The sequence below is a fragment of the Arsenicicoccus dermatophilus genome (assembly GCF_022568795.1).
GTDB classification, from domain to species: Bacteria; Actinomycetota; Actinomycetes; order Actinomycetales; family Dermatophilaceae; genus Arsenicicoccus; species Arsenicicoccus dermatophilus.
This window is the reverse complement of sequence record NZ_JAKZHU010000003.1, coordinates 57,833-82,055: the sequence shown is the minus strand read 5'-3', so window position 1 is coordinate 82,055 and position 24,223 is coordinate 57,833. Positions and strand designations below refer to the sequence as shown.

General features: G+C 73.2%; 17 protein-coding genes, 2 pseudogenes and 1 riboswitch. Of the genes and pseudogenes, 11 read left to right on the top strand and 8 right to left on the bottom strand.

All coding sequences use genetic code 11. From position 1 onward, the window contains the following. Nucleotides 1-140 precede the first annotated feature (140 nt). From MM438_RS14815 to MM438_RS14805, 3 genes are all read right to left on the bottom strand, one after another. Complete coding sequence (locus tag MM438_RS14815; protein WP_241454112.1) at nucleotides 141-1,391, bottom strand: GNAT family N-acetyltransferase; 1,251 nt, start codon at nucleotides 1,389-1,391, stop codon at nucleotides 141-143. Beyond that, entirely contained in the window at nucleotides 1,388-1,615 is a 228-nt protein-coding gene (locus tag MM438_RS14810; RefSeq protein ID WP_241454111.1) for a hypothetical protein, read from the bottom strand. The genes MM438_RS14815 and MM438_RS14810 overlap by 4 nt, the downstream gene beginning before the upstream one ends. Nucleotides 1,616-1,764: 149 nt before the next feature. Beyond that, on the bottom strand, nucleotides 1,765-5,295 hold the full coding sequence (locus MM438_RS14805; RefSeq protein WP_241454110.1) for a proline dehydrogenase family protein: 3,531 nt from the start codon (nucleotides 5,293-5,295) through the stop codon (nucleotides 1,765-1,767). 420 nt (nucleotides 5,296-5,715) lie between these two features. Between MM438_RS14805 and MM438_RS14800 the strand changes: the two are divergent. Beyond that, nucleotides 5,716-6,544, top strand: a pseudogene (locus MM438_RS14800) (transposase family protein). Nucleotides 6,545-6,552: 8 nt separating this feature from the next. On the opposite strand, the pseudogene MM438_RS14795 reads toward MM438_RS14800, so the two are convergent. Beyond that, nucleotides 6,553-7,302, bottom strand: a pseudogene (locus tag MM438_RS14795) (IS30 family transposase); the annotation flags it as partial. 161 nt (nucleotides 7,303-7,463) lie between these two features. Here MM438_RS14795 and MM438_RS14790 point away from each other — a divergent pair. Further along, nucleotides 7,464-7,898 (top strand): hypothetical protein, encoded by a 435-nt coding sequence (locus MM438_RS14790; protein ID WP_241454106.1) that lies wholly within the window; start codon nucleotides 7,464-7,466, stop codon nucleotides 7,896-7,898. A gap of 411 nt (nucleotides 7,899-8,309) precedes the next feature. Here MM438_RS14790 and MM438_RS17025 read toward each other — a convergent pair whose 3' ends face one another. Beyond that, a complete protein-coding gene (locus MM438_RS17025) occupies nucleotides 8,310-8,459 on the bottom strand; it encodes a transposase (RefSeq protein ID WP_407568197.1) in 150 nt (49 codons plus the stop codon). A 497-nt stretch (nucleotides 8,460-8,956) separates the two neighbouring features. Here MM438_RS17025 and MM438_RS14785 point away from each other — a divergent pair, with 497 nt between their 5' ends. The 6 genes from MM438_RS14785 to MM438_RS14760 all read left to right on the top strand — a co-directional run bounded on the left by MM438_RS14785 (nucleotide 8,957) and on the right by MM438_RS14760 (nucleotide 16,884). Further along, a complete protein-coding gene (locus MM438_RS14785) occupies nucleotides 8,957-10,699 on the top strand; it encodes an alpha/beta hydrolase (protein ID WP_241454104.1) in 1,743 nt (580 codons plus the stop codon). A gap of 226 nt (nucleotides 10,700-10,925) precedes the next feature. Then, nucleotides 10,926-11,777 (top strand): PhzF family phenazine biosynthesis protein, encoded by an 852-nt coding sequence (locus MM438_RS14780; RefSeq protein WP_241454100.1) that lies wholly within the window; start codon nucleotides 10,926-10,928, stop codon nucleotides 11,775-11,777. A 166-nt stretch (nucleotides 11,778-11,943) separates the two neighbouring features. After that, nucleotides 11,944-12,846 carry an oxidoreductase gene (locus tag MM438_RS14775; protein ID WP_241454095.1) on the top strand — a complete coding sequence of 301 codons (903 nt, stop codon included), beginning with the start codon at nucleotides 11,944-11,946 and terminating at the stop codon, nucleotides 12,844-12,846. 28 nt (nucleotides 12,847-12,874) lie between these two features. Beyond that, nucleotides 12,875-13,747 carry an EamA family transporter gene (locus MM438_RS14770; RefSeq protein WP_241454094.1) on the top strand — a complete coding sequence of 291 codons (873 nt, stop codon included), beginning with the start codon at nucleotides 12,875-12,877 and terminating at the stop codon, nucleotides 13,745-13,747. Between the two features lie 53 nt (nucleotides 13,748-13,800). Continuing rightward, nucleotides 13,801-15,414, top strand: a complete 1,614-nt coding sequence (locus MM438_RS14765) for a phospholipase D family protein (protein WP_241454092.1) — start codon at nucleotides 13,801-13,803, stop codon at nucleotides 15,412-15,414. A gap of 135 nt (nucleotides 15,415-15,549) precedes the next feature. Then, nucleotides 15,550-16,884, top strand: a complete 1,335-nt coding sequence (locus MM438_RS14760; protein ID WP_241454091.1) for an AI-2E family transporter — start codon at nucleotides 15,550-15,552, stop codon at nucleotides 16,882-16,884. 60 nt (nucleotides 16,885-16,944) lie between these two features. Here the strand turns inward: MM438_RS14760 and MM438_RS14755 are convergent, their stop codons facing one another. After that, complete coding sequence (locus tag MM438_RS14755) at nucleotides 16,945-17,343, bottom strand: SRPBCC family protein (RefSeq protein WP_241454089.1); 399 nt, start codon at nucleotides 17,341-17,343, stop codon at nucleotides 16,945-16,947. Between the two features lie 36 nt (nucleotides 17,344-17,379). Continuing rightward, nucleotides 17,380-18,996 (bottom strand): CYTH and CHAD domain-containing protein, encoded by a 1,617-nt coding sequence (locus MM438_RS14750; protein WP_241454087.1) that lies wholly within the window; start codon nucleotides 18,994-18,996, stop codon nucleotides 17,380-17,382. A gap of 90 nt (nucleotides 18,997-19,086) precedes the next feature. On the opposite strand from MM438_RS14750, the gene MM438_RS14745 reads away from it, so the two are divergent. The 3 genes from MM438_RS14745 to MM438_RS14735 all read left to right on the top strand — a co-directional run bounded on the left by MM438_RS14745 (nucleotide 19,087) and on the right by MM438_RS14735 (nucleotide 22,225). Then, entirely contained in the window at nucleotides 19,087-21,132 is a 2,046-nt protein-coding gene (locus MM438_RS14745; protein ID WP_241454084.1) for an amylosucrase, read from the top strand. Between the two features lie 74 nt (nucleotides 21,133-21,206). Further along, a riboswitch (cobalamin riboswitch) is annotated at nucleotides 21,207-21,442 on the top strand. A 33-nt stretch (nucleotides 21,443-21,475) separates the two neighbouring features. Next, on the top strand, nucleotides 21,476-21,934 hold the full coding sequence (locus MM438_RS14740; RefSeq protein ID WP_241454081.1) for a hypothetical protein: 459 nt from the start codon (nucleotides 21,476-21,478) through the stop codon (nucleotides 21,932-21,934). 117 nt (nucleotides 21,935-22,051) lie between these two features. Continuing rightward, on the top strand, nucleotides 22,052-22,225 hold the full coding sequence (locus tag MM438_RS14735) for a hypothetical protein (protein WP_241454080.1): 174 nt from the start codon (nucleotides 22,052-22,054) through the stop codon (nucleotides 22,223-22,225). 110 nt (nucleotides 22,226-22,335) lie between these two features. Here the strand turns inward: MM438_RS14735 and MM438_RS14730 are convergent, their stop codons facing one another. After that, complete coding sequence (locus MM438_RS14730; RefSeq protein WP_241454078.1) at nucleotides 22,336-24,201, bottom strand: metallophosphoesterase family protein; 1,866 nt, start codon at nucleotides 24,199-24,201, stop codon at nucleotides 22,336-22,338. Nucleotides 24,202-24,223 lie beyond the last annotated feature (22 nt).

Here is a 24,223-nt window from a genome sequence, read left to right as displayed (position 1 = left end):
CCCATCGTACCGGTGGGGTCGACGGTAACCCTCGGGTGGGTCAATTGCCAGGTTTCACGCAAACGAATTCACTATGTGTTTATGCCGTTTCGCAGGGTCGTCGCCACTTTGGGTCGACCTGTCCGGACGTCGGGTGAGGGTCAGAAGTAGTCGCGGACGTGCACCTGGCGGCCCCCGCCGAGGGCGTCCCACCGCTCGTCGTCGCCGGTAGGGCCGGAGAGCAGGCCGGTCGCCCGCTGGGCGGACGACGGCTGGGCCCCGGCAAAGGCCAGGGCCAGCCCACGCGGGTCCAGGGTGCGTATGCCGTCCCGCCCGGCCGGCTGCTCCGTCCGGGTGCATCGGGCGCGACCCGCCGCCACCCGCAGCACGTAGCTCCCGGCCACCGGCTCGGGGCCGGTCACCGCGAAGGCCAGGTCGGCGCGCAGGTGCTCGGGGTAGCCGCGCGCCTCGAGAGCACCCACCACGTCGAGCACCGCGAGCATGGCCGGCCGGCAGTCGATCCCGCGCCAGGTCGTGCCGGGCAGGAAGGTCCGCACGACGTCGGCGCCGCTGGTCCACAGGGTGGTGCGCGGCGCGACGTGATGGCTGGTGCCGAGGTGGCGCAGGAGCACGGCATACGCCCCGGGGCTCGTCGCCACCAGGTCCTCGACCTGGGTCGTGCCGCCGTGGTAGCCGTCCGTGCGCCGCCAGATGGCATAGCCGGTGACCTGGCCGTGCTCCTCGGCGAGGGTGACCCGGGCACCCTCCAGCCGCTCCAGGAAGGTCGCCCCGTCGGCGGCGAAGAGCGCGCCGGTGCGGGTCAGCGGCCCGTCCTGGGCGCTCGCCCAGGCGGTGTAGACCGCGCGCACCACGTCGTAGTCACCCGCACCCGCCCGCCGCAGTCGCACCTGGTCGGTCGAGGCGACGGTGCGCGCGTCCTGCAGCTCGCGGGTGAGCAGCTCGACCTGGTCGTAGGACGTCACCGTCTCGTAGCCGAAGCGGCGGTAGATCGCGGGTGCGGTGGGGAACAGCAACGACAGGACGTCGCCCCGCTCGCGGGCCCGGTCGTGCAGCTGGTCGAGGACGGGTGCCAGGCTGCCGGCGCCCCGCTCCTCCAGCCGGACCGCCACGCTGGCGACCCCGGCCGTGGGGACCTCGCGACCGCCCCACCAGGTGCGGTAGGGCAGCGCGCAGGCGCGCGCCACCAGGTCGTCCCCCTCGACGGTGCCCACCCAGGTCCGGCCGCCGCGGCCCGGGTCGGGCAGCTGCTCGTCGGGGCCAGGGTCTGGATAGCCGAAGGCCTCGGACCCCAGCCGGGCGGAGGCCGCGGCGTCGTCCGGACCCAGCAGGCGGGTGGTCCGCCCGGGTGCCGCCGCCGGGCCGCGTGAGCCGGCCGGGCCGGGCCCGCTCACGCGCGGTCTCTGCGGGTGCGGATCCGGTCCCAGGACCAGGCGATGGCCACCCACAGCGCCCCGAAGAGCACGGCCTGCGTCAGCGTCTCCAGGAAGGGCTCGTGCAGCAGCCCCAGCCCCCGCATCACCAAGCGCAGGACCAGCAAGGAGATGGTCATGACCAGGCCCTCGCCGAGGCGGCTGGCCCAGGACCGTGGGGGACGTCGGACGTCGTCGTCAGGCATGGCTCGACCGTAGCTCACCCGGACCGTCCCGGGGCGGGTGGGCAGATGGGCCAGGCGCGCTCGGGCCACCACCAGGTGAGCCACGGGCGGGTGAGTCACCGCCGGGGACTCGGGCGTCCGAGTCCCCGGTGGGGAGGGGCGCCGGACGCTCAGCGGGCCAGGTCTGGGGCCACGTGGCCGTAGCGGTGCAGCGTGCGGCTGATCGCCTGCTCGCGCAGGAAGGTCAGCAGCTCGCGGCGGCCGTTGGCGAGCACCGGGCCGGTGAGCAGGGTGGCCGGGGAGCCGGCCAGCTCACGCACGAGGGGCTGCTCCTGACCGACGACCCGGACCCGGGTGGGTCCGGCCTCGCCGACCCGGGCCACGAAGGCAGCCCGGTCCTCGACCCGCACGACGTCCCGCAGGTCGTCGGCCGCCTGCCGGGCCTCCCCGGACCCGGTGGCCAGCGCCTCCCACCAGCCGGCGACGGCGGGGTCGACCGACACGGTGGCATGGGAGCCGGCCAGCGCGGCGGCGGCCAGCAGCCGGACCAGGTCGGCGGAGCGGGCCCCCTCCTCGAGCCGGACGAGCACCTCGGGGTGCGGGCGGTAGCGGAAGACGTTGGCCTCCACCGACAGCGCGCTCTCGTCGTGTTCGATCCCGAGGTCGCTGCGCCAGGCCTGGGCGTCCGACCGCAGCGCGGCCTCCAGCCGGGGCCGGTCGACGGCGGGCACGAGCGGCGCGAGCCGATCCACGAGGGCGCGCACGCGCGGGGCGGGCGTGGTGCCCTGGGTGGGCAGCGCCTCCTCGGCCCAGCGGCCCAGCAGCGCGACGTAGTTGGGACCGCCGGCCTTGGCGCCGGGGCCCACCACCGAGCCCTTCCACCCGCCGAAGCTCTGGCGCCGCACGATCGCCCCGGTGGTGTGCCGGTTGACGTAGGCGTTGCCGACCTGGACGTGGTCGGTCCACCAGGCGATCTCGTCGGCGTCCAGGGAGTGCAGGCCCCCGGTGAGGCCGTATGCCGTGGCGTCCTGCAGCTCGGTGGCCTCCTGCAGGGTGCGGGCCCGCATCAGCCCGAGCACCGGCCCGAAGACCTCGGTGAGGTGGAAGAACGAGCCGGGCCGCACACCGTCCTTGACGCCCGGCGACCAGAGCCGACCCGTGGTGTCGAGCTGCTTGGGCTCGACCAGCCAGGTCTCCCCGGGCTCCAGCGTGGTGAGCGCTCGCAGCAGCTTGTCCGAGGGGGGCTCGATGACCGGGCCCATGGTGGCGCCCAGGTCCTGCGGCCACCCGACGCGCAGCGAGCGCACCGCGTCGACGAGCTGGTGGCGGAAGCGCTCGGAGCGGCCGACCGAGCCGACGAGGATGCCGAGGGAGGCGGCGGAGCACTTCTGACCGGCGTGCCCGAAGGCGCTGCGCACCAGGTCGGCCGCCGCCAGGTCGAGGTCGGCGGCGGGGGTGATGACCAGGGCGTTCTTGCCGGAGGTCTCGCCATACACCCGGGGACCGGCCGGGTGCTGGGCCCGCCACCCGGCGAACAGCTCGGCCGTCTCGGTGGCTCCGGTGAGGACCACGGTGTCCACGTCGCGGTGCGCGACGAGCGCCTGGCCCACGTCGCCCTCGTCGCAGCGGACCACCTGGAGCGCCTCGCGGGGCACCCCCGCCTCCCACAGGGCGGCGGCGGCGACCTCGACGCAGCCGGTCGTGGGGGCGGCGGGCTTGATGATCACGGCGGCGCCGGCGGCCAGGGCGGCGAGGACTCCGCCGATGGGGATGGCCACCGGGAAGTTCCACGGCGGGGTGACCAGGACGACGCGGTCGGGGGTGAAGGTCGACCCGTCGGTGTGCGCCGACGCCCCGAGGTCGAGCTCCAGGGCCCGGTCGGCGTAGTAGCGGGCGAAGTCGACGGCCTCGCTGACCTCGGGGTCGCCCTCGGCGACGGTCTTGCCGCCCTCGGCGGCCATGACGGTGATCAGCTCGCCGCGTCGCGCCTCGAGGCGGCGGGCGGCCTCGCGCAGGACGTCGGCGCGGCCCCGGGCGGAGCGGCCGGCCCACGCGGGGGCTGCGGCGACTGCGCGGGCCACCACGGCGTCCACGTCGGCGGCGGACTCCAGCACCGGGGAGGTGAGCGGGGCAGGGTCGGCGGTCACTGCCCGGCGGGCCCACTCGCGCACCGCGGGCAGGGCCGGGTCGGAGTCGGCGGTGTTGTCGAAGCGGTCCGTGATCGCCGCCCGCTCCGGGGTGCGGCGCGGACCGATCGGGGTCGTGGCCATTGCGGCCACCGACTCGCGGAACCGGCGCTCCTGGTCGGCCATCGCGTCGTGGCTGCCGGAGTCCGGGCCGGACCGGCCCCGGCCCTTGGCGCCCGCCTGGGGGTCGGCGGCGAACATCGCGTGCAGGAAGTTCTGAGGCTGGGCGTTCTCCTCCAGGCGTCGGATGAGATAGCTCACCGCGACGTCGAAGTCCTCGGGGGCGACGACGGGGGTGTAGAGCAGGACCGAGCCGACGTCCTCCCTGACCGCGCGGGCCTGGCTGGGGGCCATCCCCTGCAGCATCTCCACGTCGAGGGCGTCCAGGCAGCCCCGCTGCCGGGCCAGCAGGTAGGCGACGGCGGTGTCGAAGAGGTTGTGCGAGGCGACGCCCAGACGCATGACCTCGGTGGCGTCGGGGCGCAGCGCCCGCTCCACGAAGGACAGGTAGTTGGCGTCCACGTCCTCCTTGGTGGGGTATGGCGCCTGCTCCCACCCGTGGACCTCGGCCTCGGCGCGCTCCATCGCGAGGTTGGCGCCCTTGACGACGCGGATCTTGATGCCCGCGTGCCCGGCCGCGTGCCGCTCCTGCGCGAACCGGATCAGCCGCTCCAGCGCCGGGATCGCGTCCGGCAGGTAGGCCTGCAGCACGATGCCCGCCTCCAGGTCGTGGAACTCCTCCTCGCGCAGCATCCGCTCGAAGACCTCCATGGTGAGGTCGAGGTCCTTGTACTCCTCCATGTCGAGGTTGACGAAGGCCTTGGGCTGCTTGTGCGCGGCGGTGCGGTAGAGCGGCCGCAGGCGCTCCAGCACCCGCTCGACGGTGCCCTCGGTGTCCCACGTGGAGATCTGGCTGACCAGCGAGGACACCTTGATCGAGACGTAGTCCACGTCCGGGCGGGCGAGCAGGGCCCGGGTGCGCTCGGTGCGGCTCGCGGCCTCCTGCTCGCCGAGGACGGCCTCGCCGAGCAGGTTGACGTTGAGCCGGAAGCCCTCGGCCCGGGCGGCCGCCAGGTGACGGGCCAGGCCGGGGTCGGTGGCGTCCGCCACCAGGTGGCCGACGATCTGGCGCAGCCGCTTGCGCGCGATCGACACCACGACCGGCGGGGCGAGCGGCGCGACCCGGGCACCGAGGCCGAGCAGCGAGCGGTCCACCGGGCCGAGGAAGGAGCCCGCGTCGGAGGCCGTGATGGTGGACAGCACCTTGGCGGCGACGTAGGGGTCCTCCGGCCGGGCGACCTCGTCGACGAAGGTGACCGCCAGGTCGAGCCCGGTCTCGTCCCGGAGCAGGGCCCCGAGCTGGGCGGACGTGGCCCGCTCGGAGCGGGTCGCGCCCTTGGCCGTGGCGCGCGCCCAGCGGCGGGCCACCTCGACCGCCTCGTCGGCGATCGCGGCGACCGCCGCGGGTCCGGTGGGGAGGTTGAGCGGGGCGTCGGAGCGTCGGTGATCCGTCATGAGCCAGATTGTTCACCCCGGGGCGGGTCCCGTCGGGGCAGGGTGTCCGCAATCGACGCGACAGGTGATCCGGCGGTGGACATGGGGTGAACCCGGGCGACGGGCCCTACGAGGTGGGAGACAGCCGCCGCCGGGCGCTGCGCTCCTCGTACGGCAGGAGCGGCGCTCCGGCTGGTCACGTGCCCGGACCGGCCACGACGCCGAGGGTCAGGCTGTGGAGACCCGTCAGCCCTCCGAGGCCGACATGGGCGGCGCGGCGGGAACCGTGCCGGCGTCGCACGACACGGCAGACCGGGCCCTGAGCCTTTTTCATCCTGGCTGGCAGGGTGTTGGGTGGGCGGCGTGGTGGCGTGGGGTGGGGCGAAGCTCCTGGTAGGAGCGGGGATTGACTAGATCGTCCGCTGTGCCAGGAGCTTCGCTGTGCTTGTCTATCCCGTCGGGCTGCCCGTGTCCACCACCGCCCACCAGATGCTCGCGACCGCGCTGGCCGAGCACCGGACCCGGCTGAGGACGCCCTGGCGTGCGCTGTCACCGGCACGGCAGGCGCTGCTGGTCCTGGCCCACCAGCCACGACAACCACACGTACACCGCGCCGGCGGCCGGCTTCGGTATCGGCACCGCCACGGTCTACCGGTACGTGGTCGAGGCCTGTCAGGTGCTCGCCGGCATGGCCCCCACCCTCGACGACGCCTTGGAGCGGGCACGGTCGAAGGCCTACCTGATCCAGGGGCGGCACCGTGACCGGGGACCGACCGCGTGCGGACCAGACCCAAGGGCGCCGACCGGGCCCACTACAGCGGCAAGACACACCGCCACGGCATGAACGTGCAGGTCCTCGCCTCCGGGCGAGGTGACCTCGTGTGGTGCTCCCCAGCGGTCCCGGGCGCCTGCCACGATGTCCGCGCCGCCCGGCAGCACCACGTCCCCGACGCCCTGGCGCCCCTGACCGCCCAGGGCCTGCTCGTCCTCGCGGACAAGGGATACACCGGCATCGGCGCCAGGAGTCACCACCCCGATCCGCGCCGTCCACCGCCACCGCACGACCGGCCACTTCCAACGCCGGACCCTCTCGGCGAACGAGAGAGCCGTCAACGCGGCCCAAGCCCGCCTGCGAGCCCGCGGCGAACGCGCCAACGCCCTGTTGAAGGCCTGGCAAGTCCTACGCCGCTACCGCGGCTGCCCGCACCGCCTCACCACCATCACCACCGCAGTCTGGATGCTCATCACCGCAGGTCAGAACCCCAGATGAAAAAGGCTCCAGGTGAGGGACTTGCGCATCATCGCGGGTAGCTCGTTGACGTGGTCGATGAGGATGTCGGCCAGGGCGGTGGAGTCCTTCCCCGCGGGCAGGGCCTTGATGATCGTGTACCGGGTGGTCCGTTCGACGAGGGTCGCGGCCGCGGTCGCGCCGTTCTTGCCGATGATCAGGTCGCCTTCCCAGTGCCCGGGTACCCGCCGGTCGTCCGCCTCGGGGCTACGCTCGCTCAACGGGACCATCCCGACGATCACCGGCCGGCGCTGCCCAGGCTCGGGACGGGCCCTGCGGCGGGTTCGCCTGCTGCGCAAGAGAATCCCCTTGGCGGCGAGGTCGCCCTTGGGCAGGGCGTAGATGTACTGGTAGATCGCCTCGTGCGAGCAGGTACGACCATCGGCCGGGAGGGAACCGTTCATGGGTGCCACCGTGGAGTCTGTGGCTTCCAGGGTCAACCGACCCGCGATCTGACGCGGCGTCCGCGAGCGGCGCAGGTCCGCGTCGACCCGAGCAGCCAGGACCGGATCGAGGGCGACCTTCCTCGCCTGTGGGCGGGCCCGACGCCGCTCGGCCTTCACGTCGGCGTGCACGACCTGGTACCCACGCGTCTTCGTCCGGTTGCGGCGAACCTCACGCGAGACCACCGACGGCGCCCGCCCGATCCCCGCCGCGATCGCCCGGATCGACCAGCCCGCCTTCAAGCCCGTCGCGATCTCGACCCGGTCCCCGATCGACAACACCCGACGCGCACCCACCACCAGCACCTCCCGGCCGACCCCCACTGACCAGGAGCGTTGCTACGACGCTATGACACCGCTCCTCGACGCACTCCGGTAACACGCCCCGGTGGCACGAGTCAGGGTAGATCAAGCTCTACCTGTATGGTCCCCCACAAATCATGGTTTAGAGAGTCTAGATGTCCTTCTCGAACTGCAAGTCCCCACTTAAAGGCTTCTGGATCTACTCAGAGACCCCCCAGCTCTATTTGAGCATCGGCTCTTTCCCGATAGATCCTGAATTGAAGAGATTGAAGTCATGGGTGAAGGGAGGTGGTGAGGTCCTTGAGGTTGATGGGTGTGGCCTCTTCATTAGATTTTCCCAAGGGGGGCAGGAGGTTGTTCCGATACATATCTCCCTGTGTGAAGATGGCGACCCGGGGATTCCTGAAATGCCACATTCCATGGGTCAGATCACCTTGGAGATGGGCGCTCAAGACGTCTTTGCACTGATCGTCGATGACGAGGGGCCAATGCCCCTAATGGCAGATATAAGTGATGGGAGGCATGTTCTGGAGTGGAAGTTATACAGACGCGGAAGCGAGGTCGGGCCGATTGTTCTTAGAATTTACTGAGCGGCTCTGGTGATTTGAATAGCTGCAACGAGGTATTCGCGCGAGGCGCCTCAGACGCCTCTGAGGCGGAACTGTGACCCGGCGCGACGGCTATCAGGCCGGTTCGGGAAGGTGATCAAGGATCAGAGCGATGCGCGCTGGTTACTTCATGTCCCGCGGCGGCGGGTCAGAATCCTGCCTCGCCGCAGCGGTCCGCCTCCTGGAGCCTTTTCCATCTTGGTCGGCGACGAGTGCGCAGTTCAGAGACCTGGCCCTCACAGACCCGCAGGTCACGGGGGCGAGTTTTCGCCGCCAGCCTGAGGGGCGTTTCCGCAGATCAAAGGCCAGGATGGAAAAGGCTCCTGGTGCCGCTACACCTCACCGCTCGTCTACGAGACCGGCTACACCGCTACGTTGCCCACGGCTGCGTAATCACACCCCGTGTCCAAGAGCCGGGGGTAGGGCCCGTTCCCCGACCCCGATCTCACGAGACACCTGCGCGATCGTACGACCCGAGTCGATCACCAACCGGGCCGCGTCGACCCGATGCTGCGGGGTGTAGCTCTTCCTCTTCGCGCCCATGAGGGCATCCTCTCCGGCCAGGCACATGGCCTGGCCAGTCAGGATGTCCGCCGAACGGGCTCAACCCCACGCCCCCATCATCGAGGGCACAAAGAAGTGGCGAGGGGATTGAGCCCCATGGATTAGGAGGCCACCATGACCACTCAGACCGCTACCGCGGGCTGAGAGCCCGACTGTTATCTGTTCGTGCACACCCACCCCCGTGAAATCTCCGGGCTAGCGCGGTGCCCCGCGATCACCAGGACCTGACGCCTCGAGGTCATGGGCGCCAGGTGCCCTGACGGGCATGGCCCCGAGCAGAGCCTGGGTGAGCTGCGCCGGGACAGGGGGCGGGGCAGCACCACCGGGGGTTCGCTCCGACCGAGTGGGGGGACCTCTCTCATGAAACGCCAAAGGCCTTGGTGTTCCATGGGTCTGGAGCTCCACCGTGGCTATCGCCGGTCGGGCTCCCCATCCACGGCCCAGGGGGGCCAGCCGTCCTCGTGAGGAGACCATCGATGTCATCCAGCCGCGCCGCCACCCTGGCGGCACTCACCCTCGCCCTCGCCGGCAGCGCCGTGGCGCCTGCCGCCTCCGCAGCACCCGGTTCGCCCGCCGCTGCCCGTGCGGTCGCCGAGGGCGACCAGCGCACGGCGCGGGCCACCCAGGCGCTGACCACCCCGCAGATCTCCTGGCGTCACTGCGGGCAGGGCCTGCAGTGCGGCACCATGGACGTCCCCCTGGACTACCGCGACCTGTCCAAGGGGACGATCACGCTCATGCTGTCCCGCCGGCCCGCCGACGACCAGGGCAAGCGCATCGGGTCGATGTTCGTCAACCCGGGTGGGCCCGGCGGCCAGGCCACGACCTCGGTGCGTGGGCTGTCCCAGGCGCTCGGTCCCGAGGTCCGGCACCGGTTCGACGTGGTGGGGATCGGCCCGCGCGGTGTCGAGGGTGCCGACCTCGCCGTCTGCACGGGCAAGCCGGGCGAGTCGATGCCGACGGCCGACGAGCACGCCTTCCCGCTCAACGCCAAGGAGATGCAGCAGCACCTGGCCTACGACGAGGCCTTCCGCCGCACCTGCCGCCAGCACAAGCCGCGGATCCTCGACCACATGACGACCGCGGACACCGCGCGCGACATGGACCTGGCACGCCGGGCCCTGGGCGACAAGAAGATCACCTACTACGGCATCTCCTACGGCACCTACCTCGGCGCGACGTACGCCGCGATGTATCCGCAGAACGTCCGCGCCCTCGTCGTCGACGGCGTCCTGGACCCCGTGGCCTGGGCGACCGGCCGCGGCAAGGAGGGCACCACCGTCCCGGTCACCGAGCGCATCAACTCCCACAAGGGCGCCTCCGAGGAGCTGAACGCCGTCCTCGCCGAGTGCGAGCGCAGCGGCGTCAAGCGGTGCCCCCAGGCCGCCACGGCCAAGGAGGACTGGAAGGTCCTCATGGATCGCCTGGCCAAGGGCCCGATCGACCTCAAGGACGGCACGACCCTGAGCGTCGACGACGTCATCGCGCTGACCACGCAGGTGCTCTACTCCTACGACGACATCCCGGTGCTGCTGCCGGCCCTGGAGGACCTGCGCGAGGCCGTGGCGCCGCGCGCCTCGGCGCGGGCCGACACCCCGGCCTCCGACGCCAAGCAGGCCGTGGCCCGTCTGCAGGCCCTGGCCGCCAAGGTCAAGCGCGAGCACCCGTCCGGGTCGTCGCTCACCCGCCCCCTGCTGCCCGAGAAGGCCCGGCGGTCCACGAGCCCGGCCCAGGTCCTCGCCGCCCCCGCCCCCGAGCCGTCGGAAGCCCCGACGTACGACGCGACCTTCCACGGGGTCCTGTGCGCGGACAGCGTCAACCCGGCGAACGGCAAGTCCTGGATCGCGGCCGACCCGAGGGCGCGCAAGGCGGCCGGGAGCTTCGGGCCCTTCTGGCTGTGGCGCTCCAGCGTCTGCGCCGGCTGGCCGGGCTCGTCGGCCGCGGCCTACCGCGGACCGTTCACCAAGCCCACGTCCACCCCGGTGATGGTGATCGGCACCCAGCACGATCCAGCCACCCCCTACTCCGGCGCCAAGGCCTACCGCTCGATCCTGCCGACCTCGCGTCTGGTCACCCTCAAGAACGGCTTCGGCCACGGTGCCCTCGACGTCTCCTCCTGCGTCGACAAGATCCGCACGAGCTACCTGCTCACCGGCAAGGCCCCCGCCAAGGACGCCGTCTGCACGCCCGACCACCCCTTGTTCACCAGTCTCGGGTGAGCCCTGCGCGGGTCGACCTCGCTCGAGCCGACGTCGCGCTCGGACCTGGGAGATGCCGTATGCCGATCGGCGGCCGTGGACATCCGCGGCCGCCGATCGGCCCGGCTGCGAGGGGACAGCACGCGCCCCGGGCCCGGCGACACGGCGCACGTCGCGAGACGGGGGTCACAGCGTGGGGGAGCGACCTCCCGCTGCCGGACCGGGGCCCGACGGCTAGCCTGGGCCCATGCCTTGCGACTACCGACTCCTCAACGTGTTCACCACGCCGGAGGACCTCTTCTCCGGCAACGCCGTCGCGGTGTTCACGGACGCCTCCGGTCTCGATGACGAGACCATGAAGCAGACGGCCCGCCAGCTCGGGTGCGAGTGCTCCTTCATCACCGGCTACGACGCCGACGGCAACCCCGAGGTCCGCTTCTTCCAGCCCGAGGGTGCGTCCGGCTTCGCGGGCGGTCCGTCGATGGCGACCGCCCAGGTCCTCAAGGAGCTCAACGGCGTTCCCGCGGACGGCGTGATGCGGCTGGTGGGGCAGAAGCACCCCGAGATCCAGGTCATCGACTCCGGCGACCACTGGACCATGATCGGCCGCAAGGCCACGATCGAGGAGATCAGGACCGAGAAGCGCTTCCTCGCCGGCCTCGTCGGGCGCAAGATGCCCGCGATCATGGACCCGACGGTCAAGGTCACCTTCAGCCGCTCCACCATCGTGCTGCAGCTCGCCACGGCGCAGGACGTGCACGAGGCGCGCATCGACGCCCGCCTGCTGCACCAGTACGCCATGCTCCTGCACGTCGAGCCGCAGGTCTACGTCTGGGCCTTCCGCGAGGACGGCGAGATCGAGTCGCGCATGTTCTACGGCCCCCAGGGCGGTGTCCTCGAGGTCGCGGCCACCGCGTCCGGCGCCTCCCGCCTCGGCGAGGTCCTCGCCGCCCGCGGCGAGCGCGACAAGGCCTACCGCGTCTACCAGGGCCGCGAGATCGAGCGCCCCTCGATGCTGCTCATGAACATCGACGCCGAGGGCCAGGTCTCCCTCGGCGGTCACGCCAAGGAGATCGCCACCGGGCACATGCACCTGTGACGGTGCGCCGCGCACCGCGGGGGCGGGCCCACCGGTCGACCCGGGGGCCCGCCCTCACGTCTGCGATCGTATGCCGGTGCCGGTGCCGGTGCCGGTGCCGGTGCCGGTGCTCGGGCGAGCGGGGCAGGCGGGGCACCGGCCGCCATACCTGGGCCAGACTGGAGCCATGAGCACCTGGACCGCCAAGGACATCCCCGACCAGACCGGCCGCGTCTTCGTCGTGACCGGTGCCAGCTCGGGCCTCGGGCTCGAGACCACCCGCGCCCTCGTCGCCAAGGGCGGCTACGTGGTCATGGCCTGCCGGGACCTGGCCAAGGCCGAGGCCGCCCTCGCGACCGTCGACCGCAGCGGCGCCGGCGACGCCGAGGTGCGTCACCTCGACCTCGCCTCCCTGTCCTCCGTGCGCAGCTTCGCGCAGGAGCTGGCGGACTGGCGCATCGAGACGCTGGTCAACAACGCCGGGGTCATGGCCATCCCCCACGCCCGCAGCGTCGACGGCCACGAGATGCAGCTCGCCACCAACGTGCTCGGCCACTTCGCGCTCACCGCGCAGCTCCTGCCGCGCCTGACCGACCGGGTGGTGTGGCTGTCCTCCCTGATGCACCGCATGGGGCGGCTGGACCTGGCCGACCCGAGCTTCGAGCGGCGGCCCTACCAGCCGTGGGCGGCCTACGGGCAGTCCAAGCTGATGGACCTGATGCTGGCCTACGAGCTGCAGCGCCGCCTCACCGCCGCCCGCTCGCCGCTGCGCTCGGTGGCCGCGCACCCCGGCTACTCCGACACCAACCTGCCGGGGCACACCGGCAAGGCCTGGGCCGACCGCGCCGTGCGGGTCTCCGCCAAGGTCCGCCAGATCGCCCAGAGTGCCGCCGACGGCGCGCTGCCCGAGCTGTACGCCGCCACCGTCGACGACCTGCCCGGCGGCAGCTACGTCGGCCCCGACGGCTTCCTGGAGGCGCAGGGCCACCCGCGCACCGTGGGCTCCAGCGCCGCCTCCCACGACCGCCGCAGGGCCGCCCAGCTGTGGCAGCTGTGCGAGGAGCTCACGGGAGTCCCCTTCCAGGTGTGAGGGAGTGACGGTCTGACAGGGTGGAGGCGTGGTCGCCATCACCTTTGCCCTCGTCTCCGCCGTGCTGTACGGCGTCTCGGACTTCCTCTCGGGCGTGCAGTCCCGTCGACGTCACTTCCTCGTGGTGGCCGCCGTCGCCCAGAGCTTCTCGGCGACCTGCCTGACCGCGATCGCTGTGGCGCAGGGCAGCCCGTTGACCCAGCAGGCCGTGCTGTGGGGCCTGGTCGCGACCGTCGGGCACGTCTTCGGCACGCTGATGCTCATGCGGGGCCTGGCCTCGGGGGCGATGCACGTGGCGGGCCCGCTGTCCGCCGTCTGCGCGGCCGGGCTGCCGGTGCTGCTGGGGGTGGCCCTCGGGGAGCGGCCGGCGCCGCCGGCCCTGGTCGGGATCGCGTTGGCCCTGCCCGCGGTGTGGGCGGTAGCCGCGGGCGAGGGCGGCGGCACGAGCGGCGCCGACACCTCCGCCGCGCCGCGCGACGACCGGGCCGGGGTGCGGGACGGGCTGCTCGCCGGTGTGGGCTTCGCGGTCTACTTCGTGGCCCTGGCGCACGCCGGCGCCGGCGCCGGGAGCTGGCCGGTGGCCGTCTGCCAGCTCGGCTCGCTGGTCGCGATGTGGGGCATCGTCCTGCAGCAGCGGGCCCACCGACGCCCCGACGGCGGGGTGCGGGCGGCCCTGCCGGCGTGGTCGGTGGGGCTCACCGGCGCCTTCGGGGCGCTGACCTACTTCCTGGCGAGCCGGGCGGGCGGGGGGCGGTTGACGATCGTCCCGGTGGTGGCGTCGCTCTACCCGGCCTTCACCGTGCTGCTCGCCATGGCCGTGCTCGGGGAGCGGGCGAGCCGCGCCCAGGTGGTGGGCCTGCTCGGGTGCGCCGCGGCCGTGAGCCTCATCGCCGCAGGCTGAGCGTTTCGGGGGAGGTGGGGCGCCCGGTCCGGCATACGGGCAGAATGAGCGGCATGACCATCCGGGACTGGCTCCTCACCAAGGACGAGCGGGCCAACCCGCGCACCACCCTGGACGACGTGCACCCGGGCGACCAGGCCTGGAGCGACGGCAACCGCGCGGTCCCCCTGATCCACGGCCGGGAGTACTTCCGCCACCTGCACGCCCGGCTGGAGGCGGTGGGCGAGGGGGACCTGGTGTGGTTCACCGACTGGCGTGGTGACCCCGACGAGCGGCTGCTGCCCGAGGACCCCGGCTCGGAGATCGCATCGGTGCTGATCCGCGCCAGGCGCCGCGGCGCCGACGTGCGCGGGCTGGTGTGGCGCTCGCACTGGGACAAGCTGAACTTCTCCGGCACCGAGAACCGCCGGTTCGGCGAGCAGCTGCAGCACGAGGGCGCCGAGGTCCTCCTGGACATGCGGGTGCGCACCGGCGGCAGCCACCACCAGAAGTTCGTGGTGATCCGGCACCGCGACGACCCCACCCGCGACGTCGCCTACGTCGGCGGCATCGACCTGTGCCACTCCCGCGGGGACGACCGCGGCCACGGCGGCGACCCGCAGACCCAGGACATGGCCGAGGAGTTCGGCGGCACCCCGCCCTGGCACGACGTGCAGGTGTGCCTGCAGGGACCGGCGGTGTATGACGTGGAGACGGTCTTCCGGGAGCGGTGGAACGACCCGACCCCCTTGTCGCGCAGCCCGATCCGGATGGCCGCCGACCGGTGGCGCGGCGACGACACCGACCCCGACCCGCTGCCGCCGCGCATGCCGCCGCCGCCACCCGTCGTCGGCGGCACCCACCACGTGCAGCTGCTGCGCACCTATCCGAACCTGCGCCACGGCCGGGACTATCCCTATGCCCGCGGCGGCGAGCGGTCCGTGGCCCGGGGCTACTCCAAGGCGCTGGCGCGCGCCGACCACCTGATCTACATCGAGGACCAGTACCTCTGGTCCTCCGACGTCGCCGACCAGTTCAAGGACACCCTGACCACCAGCCCGGACCTGCACGTGATCGCGGTGCTGCCGCAGGTGCCCGACCAGTCCGGCGCGCTGTCGCGGCAGCCGCAGCTCTACGGTCGGCACGAGGCGCTGTCGATCATCGAGCAGGCCGGCCCCGACCGGGTCGGGGTCTACGGCATCGAGAACCCCGCCGGGACCCCGGTCTACGTCCACGCCAAGGTCTGCGTCATGGACGACATGTGGGCCACGATCGGGTCGGACAACTTCAACCGCCGCTCGTGGACCCACGACTCGGAGCTGTCGGCCGTGGTCTTCGACGACGCCGGCGCCGACCACAACGTCTATGCCCGCCGCCTGCGGCTCGTCCTCGCCGCCGAGCACCTGGGCCGCGAGCTGCCGCCCGACCCCTCCGACGAGCAGCTCCACGCGATCATGGGCGACTGCCTCGGCAACCGGGGCATGTTCCGGGCGTATGCCGAGTGCGCGGACCGGCTTGATGCCTGGCACGCGGGCGGGTGCTCGGGGGAGCGGCCGCCGGGACGCCTGCGCCGGATCCGGCCCGTCGAGCAGGGCCCGCTGACCCGGGCCTGGTGCAAGGTGGTCTACGAGCTGCTGCACGACCCCGACGGGCGGCCCCGGCCGCTGCGGCGGGCGCGGGAGTTCTGACCCGCGGCGGGCGGTCTGGTCACCGGCGGGTGACGGAGGGGCCCGCAGGTCCCCCGTTCGGCATACGGTGTCCTGGGGCAGAGAACCCTCAGCCGGGCCATGAATCATGGTGCGCGACCGCCCGAGAGGACCGCGATGGACCAGGACGACCTGCACGACGACTCGCACGACGACCGCACCGGCGCGCCCCGGCCCCCCCGGCTGCGGGGAGCCCTCGGGACCGTGGCCCGCACGGTCCGGGCCCGGCTCGACGCGCCGCCGCCCTCGCAGTGGGCCACCGCCGCGGACGCGCCCCAGCCCACCGCCCACGTGCACGTCACCGTGCCGGGCCCCCACGACGACGCCGACCCGCTCCCCTTCGCCGTGCGCGTCGCCGCCGCGTGGAGCTGGCGGCTGATGCTCATCGCCGCCGCGGTGTGGCTCGTGGCCCACGTCCTGGGCGCGGTGCCGATCGTCACCATCCCCTTCGTCGTCGCGCTGCTGCTGACGGCCGTGCTCGGGCCGGTGCAGCGCCGGCTGCGCGACGGGGCTCGGGTGCCGCACTCGCTGGCGGCCTTCCTGGCGCTGCTGCTCGGCATCGCGGTGATCGGCGCCATCATCACCTTCGTCGCCATGCAGATCTCCGCCAACGCCCCACGGATGGGGGACCAGTTCAAGGAGTTCCTCAAGCAGGCGGGCTCATGGCTGCACAACGGCCCGCTTCAGGTGAGCGACAAGCAGTTCGACAAGTACCTCACCGAGGCGTCCGACGCCATCTCCAAGAACCAGGGCACCCTCGTCTCCAGCGCGATCACCACCATGTCGACGCTGTCCGAGATCGTGGCGGGCGGTCTCCTGCTGCTGCTGAGCACCTTCTTCCTGCTGCGCGACGGCGAGGAGATCTGGCGCTGGGTGCTCGGGCTGATGCCCGCCGGCTCCCGGCGCCGTCTCGACCAGGTCGGGCGGGTCGGCTGGCACACCCTCGGCGGCTACATGCGCGGCGTGACGATCATCGCCACCCTGCACGCCACGACGATCTGGGTGGTGCTCTACGTGCTGCACGTGCCGATGGCGGTGGCGCTGGCGGTGCTGATCTTCGTGGGGTCCTTCATCCCGCTGATCGGCATGACGGTGACCGGCTGCTTCTGCATCGCGGTGTCGCTCATCGAGCACGGGCCGGGGGCGGCCCTCGTCGTGGCCATCACCATCGTGATCCTGGTCCAGCTCGAGGCGCACCTGCTGCAGCCGCTGATCATGAGCCGCAACGTCGAGGTCCACCCGCTCGGCGTCGCCCTGTCGGTGCTGGCCGGCACCGCGGTGGCCGGTGTGGCGGGTGCGCTCTTCGCGGTGCCGCTGGTGGCCTTCGCCAACGCGACGCTGCGGGCCTCCCACCTGCCGCTGCCGCCCGGGCCCGAGGACGAGCGGCTGTCGTCGCAGGAGGCCGCGGCTGCCGAGTCCGACGCGGCCGCGCACGACGTCGCCGTGGACTGACGCCGAGGGCCTCGCACCCGCCGCAGCGGGTGCGAGGCCCTCGGCCTGCGGGGCGTGCGGTCAGACGCGCGCCTCGATGCGGGTCTTGATCGCCTCGAGCGCCTGGTCCAGGCCCATGTCGATGGTGGCGGGGTCGCCGTGCTCGGTGCTCAGCGTGATCTGCAGCTCGGCCGGGCGCTCGCCGGTGACGGCGAGGGAGCCGTGGTAGCTGTGCCGCTCGGAGCTCCAGCGCATCGTGCGGGCGGCCTCGTCGACCTCCAGCTGGGCGGTGCCGTGCACCTCGAGCTCCTGCTTGCCGTCGGGGGTGACCACGGCGGTGACGGCGACGATGCCGTCGCCCTGCGGCTCCACCGACCGCATCCGAGGCATGAAGTCGGGCAGGTTGCGCGCATCGCTCAGGTAGCCGAAGGCGACGTCCGCGGGGGCGTCGACCGTGATGGTGCGGGTGTGCTCGGACATGGCGTCTCCTCGTGTGGTGGGTGCCCTCAAGTCCTATCAGCCGCGGCGCGCCAGGTGGTCGGTGCCCCACCCGACGAGACCGGCTCGGCTCAGACCTTCTTCCAGCCCTTGAGGCGACGCCTGCGGACGTCGGCGAGGGCCTTGCGGTAGCCCTTGGACGCGAGCCGTCCGCGCCCGGCCTCCTCGATCCCCTCCAGCCGGCCGTAGGTGAACGGGCTCCCCGTGCCGCTGGGCACGCATGCCGAGGTCGCGGATCGCCTCCTGGGTGATCACCGAGTCCTGGTGCTCGCCGAGCACCTCCGAGAGGGCAGCAGCGGACCTGGCGAGCTGCTTGGCCCGCAGCCCGAGGACCACGCCGGTGGACTCCGCGGCGTACCGCAGCCGCTTGGCGCCCTTGCGCACCTCGTGGAGGGCGTCCTCGGCGCGGGCCGGGTCGTCCTCGCGGGTGGCCTGCACCACCGCGCGGCGCATGCGGCGCCAGTCGCGGCCGAGGAGGCGGGGGACGACGAGCTGGGCCTTCTCCTGGGCGAGGGGAGTCGTGGGCGGGGTGGCGACCAGCTCGTCGAGGGCGTCGAGCAGCGCGTAGTAGCGCTCGTGCTCCAGGCCGCGCACCAGCCGAGCGTGAGCCCGCGCGTAGTCCTTGGCCATCTCGGCCTCGATCCGCTCGCTCACGGGGCCGAGGACCGCCTGGGCCGGCTGGGCCTCGACGAGGGCGAGCAGGCGCTCGCGCATCACCTCGCTGTCGCGGACCCCGCCCAGGGTCTCGGCGAGGACCTTGAGCTCCTCGCGCAGGTGGGTGGTGGTGTCCGGGTCGAGCAGCGGGCCGTACGTCGACAGCAGGGTCCGCAGCCGGCGCGACGCCACCCGCATCTGGTGCACGGCGTCGGGCGCGGACAGCCGGGCGCCCGCGTCCTCGGCCTTGAGCCGCTCCACGGTGGACTGCAGCGCCGCCATCATCACCTGGCCGGCCGTGGGCCTGTCGGGGACGGCGTGGATCGCGACCGGCCGCGGCGCGAGGGACCCCAGGGCCCGCACCAGCTTGGACGGGCCGCTCGCCGGGCGTGCGCCGGCGGCCAGCAGCACCCCCTCGACGGCGTCCAGCAGCGACAGGGGCCCGTCGACGAGCTCGACCTCCCACTCGCTCCAGGCGCTCGCGGTCAGGCCCTCTCGCAGCGGGGTCGCGGTGACCCGGTCGGCGCACACCTCGGCGAGGAAGGTGCGCTGCTCCCCGGCATACAGCTCGGCGGTGGTCCGCTGGTTGGTGAGCCGCACGACCGGGGTGATGTCGCGGCCCCGCGTGTGCGCGAGCACGTGGGGGAGCAACTCGGCCGGGACCTGCAGCCGCTGCAGGTCGAGCGAGCCGTCCTCGCGGGTCGGCTCCTCGCCGAGGGGGGCGTGCAGCTCCCGGCGGACGTCCTTGCGGGCCGGGAGCTTGAGGTGCCAGCCGGCGTCCTTGCCCCCGGTGCGGCGACGCAGCGTGATCCGGGCGCGGGCCAGCGCCAGGTCGGCGGTGTCGACGTAGATCGCGTCCAGCTCCTCGGCGGGACGCACCTCGACGTGATCCACCCCCGGGAGCGTCACCAGGCTGGGCAGCTCGGCCCCGCCGGCCACGTCGTACTTGCGCTCGATCTCCTGATGCTCCGTTGCAGTCACCGTCCCATTGTCCCCGAAGGGCGGGCGCGGCGCCGACCGTGCCGCCAGCGGCTGCGGGCCCCGTCGCCGCGTCGGTGGGAGCATGGCCTCATGGCCGCGCCCCTGCCCGAGATCCCCCGGTCCTACCGCTCCCTGCCCGGGTGGGCGACCCTCGACGACGACGCGCGGGCGATCTTCGAGGCCCGGCTGGCGACCCTGTGGGCCGACGTGGTGCGCCCGGTCCAGGGCTTGTACGGCGCAACGGTGGGTGAGGACACCGCTGCGCAGGTCGCCGCCGACCCTGCCCTGGACCAGGTCCTCGACCGCCTCGTGACCGTCGCCGCGCGAGCCTTCGCCGGACGACCGCAGGACCTGCACCTGCTCGACCAGCGCCGACTCTCCCAGCCCGACTGGTTCCAGCGGCCCGAGACGATCGGCTACGTCTGCTACACCGACCGCTTTGCCGGGACCTTCGCACAGCTGCCCGACCGGCTCGACCACCTCGCCGAGCTCGGCGTGACGATGCTGCACCTGATGCCGGTGCTGCTGCCGCGCGAGGGCGCCGACGACGGGGGCTACGCGGTCGCGGACTACCGGCGGACCGACCCGCGGCTCGGCAGCTTCGCCGAGCTGACCGCCCTCGCGAGCACGCTGCGCGCCCAGGGGATCTCGCTGGTCGTGGACCTGGTCTGCAACCACACCGCGCGGGAGCACCCCTGGGCGCGGGCGGCGGTGACGGGCGACCCCGAGGCCCGCGCGATGTACCACTTCTATCCCGACCGGACCATGCCCGACCGGTGGGAGCAGACGCTGCCCGAGGTCTTCCCCGACTTCGCGCCCGGCAGCTTCACCTGGGTGGAGGAGGCGCGGTCCTGGGTGTGGACGACCTTCAACGACTACCAGTGGGACCTGGACTACGCGAACCCCCGCGTGCTCGAGGAGATGCTCGACGTCGTCTGCCACCTCGGCAACGCCGGCGTCGAGGTCGTCCGCCTCGACGCCGTCGCCTTCCTGTGGAAGCGGCTCGGCACCAGCTGCCAGAACCAGCCCGAGGCACACCTGGTGCTGCAGGCCTTCCGTGCGCTCACCCGCCTGGCGATGCCCGGCGTGCTGCTGCTCGCCGAGGCCATCGTCGCGCCCGAGGACCTGGCGCCCTACCTCGGCCAGGGGGAGGCGACCGGCAAGGAGTGCGAGCTCGCCTACCACAACGTCTACATGGTCGCGCTGTGGTCGGCGCTCGCCGAAGGCTCCGCCCGACTGCTCACCCACACCGTGCGGGCGATGCCGCCGCTGCCGCCCACCGCCGCGTGGCTGGGCTACGTGCGGCTCCACGACGACATCGGGTGGGCGGTCAGCGACGAGCACGCCGCCGCGGTGGGCCTGTCCGGGCCGGCCCACCGCGCGTTCCTGTCGGACTTCTACTCCGGCGCGCATCCCGGGTCGTGGGCCGTCGGCGAGGTCTTCCAGGCCAACCCCGCCACCGGGGACCGCCGGATCAGCGGGTCCCTCGCGTCCCTCGCCGGTCTCGAGCAGGCTCGCCGGCTCGCGGGTGCCGAGCGGGAGCGGGCGGAGCTCCTCGGCATACGCCGGATCCTGCTGCTGCAGGGGCTCGTCCTGGCGCTCGGCGGCGTGCCGCTGATCTACATGGGGGACGAGATCGGGATGATCAACGACCGGTCGTACGTCGAGGACCCGGCGCACGCGGACGACAACCGCTGGCTGCACCGGCCGCGCATGGACTGGACGGCGGCGCAGCAGCGGCACGAGGCGGGCACGGTGCCGGCGCGGGTCTTCGAGGGGCTGCAGGCGCTCGTCGCCGCGCGGAAGTCCTTGCCGCAGCTGCACGCCCAGCAGGCCATCGACGCGGTGCCGCTGGACAACCCCCACGTCTTCGCGCTGTGGCGGACGGGCCCGCGCGGGCACTGCCTGGTGCTCGCCAACCTCACCGCCGAGCCGCAGCACGCGTCGATCCACGGGTTCGCGGGCTTCGGGCCGCTCTCGGGGCTGCAGGACGCGCTGACCGGCGAGGACGTCTGGTGGGACCTCACCCTCGACCCCTACCAGCAGCGCTGGATCGTCCCTGCCGGCGGCGGTCGGGCCGGCCGGGGTTGGTCGAGCAGGCGGATCCGACCGACCCAGGGAGGTCTGCTGCCGTGAGCGGGCCGGGGGCGGTCATCGCGGGAACCGCAACCGGCGGAACGCGTCCCGACGAGCCCCCTCCGCGCCGCCTGGATAGGTTGGGCCGCACTGGTCCGGCACACCCTCGGGCGCGCCGGGGCAAGAGGGAACCCGGTGCGAGTCCGGGACTGCGCCGGGGGCAGCCGCCCGCGGTGCAGCGGTGAGCGGGAACGACCGCGCCACACGCACTGAGCGGTCGGCTCGGGAAGCGGCGCCTAGGCCCGCGTGCAGGTCAGCCTGCCGCGCGACGCCCGCGAGTCCGAAGACCTGCCAGCGCGGCGACCCACCCGGGTCGTCGGACCCGACTCGGTCTGGAGGACCCATGCCCACCATGCTGTCGATGCGCGTCTCCCACTACGACGCCGCCGGCGCCCAGCGCCTGCGCGACGACCTCACCCACCTCGAGGAGGCCGCCCGGTCGGCCGACGCCACCGTGCCGTGGCTCGCCCGGCGCGAGGGCGACGAGAGCTTCCGGCTGGTGACGGTGAGCCTGGACGGCCGGCTGGCCGGGTATGCCGCCGGCACGCTGCGCGGCGACCACGTCGAGCTGCAGCGCCTGCTCACGGTGCCCGCCGCCGAGCACGCCGAGCCCGGGCTGACCCAGACCCTCGTCGACGTGATCATCGAGCTCTTTGCGCTGCGCCACCCCAAGGTCTCGCTGGCCTCCGACTCGCGCGCCCTCGGCCACCTGATGCACGTCGGCTGGCGCCCGGTCGTCGCCGAGGACCTCGCCGACGGGCAGATCATGGTGGAGCACATCGGCGTGCACCGCCACGGCTGATCCCGCGACCCGACGGGCCGTCCTTGCGGGGCGGCCCGTCGTGCGTCGTTCGGGCCCCTCCTGACGCACCGGAAGATACGCTCGGTGATCGACCGTGACTCTTGTCCTGGAGGGTGTATGCCGATCAACCAGCAGTCCGTGAACAACGCCGCCTCGGGCACCCTGATGGTGTCGAGCCTGGTCTCGGCGTGGCAGGCCTTCCGCCGCAAGGACTACGCCACCGCGGCGGCCGTGGCCGTGCCGAGCGGCATCGCGCTGTGGCGCATGGTCAGCTCGCGCGCCCGCCGCTGACCGCACGCCGGGACGTGGTCGCCGTCCCGTCCCGCCATACGCCTCGCGCCCGGCACCCCGCTCCCGTCCCACCCGGCGCGGGGGAGGTCAGCGTGGGGTGAGCCGCTCGGTCAGGGGGTGGTGCTGGTGGTCGCCGGCGTGGGCGAGGAGCTCGGGTCGGGGGCGTCCGCCACGACGGTCGCCAGCGTCAGCGGCGCGTCGGCGCGGCACACCCGTCCGGCGGAGGGCTGGGGCGCCTGGATCGAGCGACCGTTGACGGCGCGGACGTCGTCGTAGACCGGCCGCCCCTCGAGCAGGTCCCGGTAGCTGTAGCGGGTGAGGGTCTCCAGGCGGCAGTCGGCGCCGTAGCTGAGGATGTCGAAGGCATAGGGCTGGCCGTTGAGCTCGGCGCCCGCGGGGTCCTGGCTGTAGTGCGCGACGACCCCGCCCCCGGTGAAGGTGCCCAGCTGGATCCGGTTGCCGCGCAGCGCAGCCGAGTGCATGTGGCCGTTGAGGCGCACCCGGGCGGCGGGGAAGGCGTCCGCGGCATAGGGCTCGTGCGCCACGAGCAGGTCCAGACCGCGACGGAGGTCGGTGGCGACGGCGGCCGAGGCGGTCGGGTCCGGGGAGGCGCCCGGCGTGGTCGCGGGCGGCGCCGCTGCAGACGCACCGCCCGAGGTGGTCGCCCCCGAGGCGGCCGCACCCGACGACGTCGCCGCGCCCGGTGCGGTCTCCCCAGCCGCCGGTGCCGGCGTCCCGGCTCGCGTCGTGCTCGCGACCGGCGCGACCCGCCCCGACCGCACCTGCTCCATCGCGCGGTCGAAGCGCCGCGCGGCCGCCACCTGCCCCGCCGTGTCGCCGCCCTCGTCGCCGAACCACCGCGGGTCGTTGAAGCCCGCGACCTGCAGGCCCCCGATCGTGGCGACGGTGTACGTCCCCGCGGTCGGCTCCAGCAGGATCACGTTGGGGATCGTCGCCAGCCGTCGCAGGACCGACTCGTCGGTGGCCGCGCTCGCGTCGTGGTTGCCGCGCACGAAGACATAGGGGACGCCGAGGGAGGCGATCCCGGCATACATGCCCGCCGCCTCGCCCTCCTGCGCGTGCCCGAAGTTGAGCAGGTCACCGGTGTCGACGACCGCGGTGATGCCCTCGGTCTGCACGATCTGCCGCATCAGAGGATAGGCGTTGGCGCCGTGGATGTCGCTGACCAGCAGCAGCTTCACGGCGGCCGGGCGGGCTAGGTCCGGCGGGACGAAGTGCTCCTGCAGCGCGGCGGACAGAGCGAGCATGTTCTTGACGTAGGGCTCGGCCTGGGCGGAGCGGGCCTGCACGTCGGACAGGATCCGGGTGTTGGACCGCACGTAGCCGAGCAGCCCGTCGGCCTGCACGGTCTCCAGCCGGTCGGGTCGGAAGGTCGCCCACGCCGACCCGCCCGTCCCGGCGAGCGCGACGACGGCGGCGAGCGCGGGGACCGGAGCGGACCGTCGCCACGGGCGCAGGCCGGCCTCGGCGGATCGCCAGTGCCGCAGGGCGAAGGCGGCCAGCGCGCAGGTGAGCAGCACCCCGGCGGCATACTTCCCGGCGAGGGACGACGCCCCGGAGCTGATGGCGGCGTCGATCTCGGCGGCGCCGGGCTTGAGCGCCGACACGGACAGGTCCTTGGTGGCGAGGACGGCGGTGATCCGGTCGCGGACGCGGGCGTCGGCGCTGACCCCGGGCGCGGGCAGCGGACCGTCGAAGCGCAGGTCGAGGTTGCCGAACAGGGTCGGGGCGTGGACCGACGACAGCTGGTCGGGCTCGGCGGACAGGCGCAGGGTCGCGGCGTAGGAGCTGGTCTGCACGTCGGTGGGCCACACGCTGGTCACGCCGATGCCGACGACGGCAGCGGCCAGGGCGAGGGCCAGCAGGCCGAGCAGCGCGCCGAGCACGCGCAGGGGGCACAGTGCCCACGCGAGAGGGGGCTGGCGACCCCGGTCGGAGGACGTGGCTGGGCTCACGCGCCCAGGGTAGCGACTGACG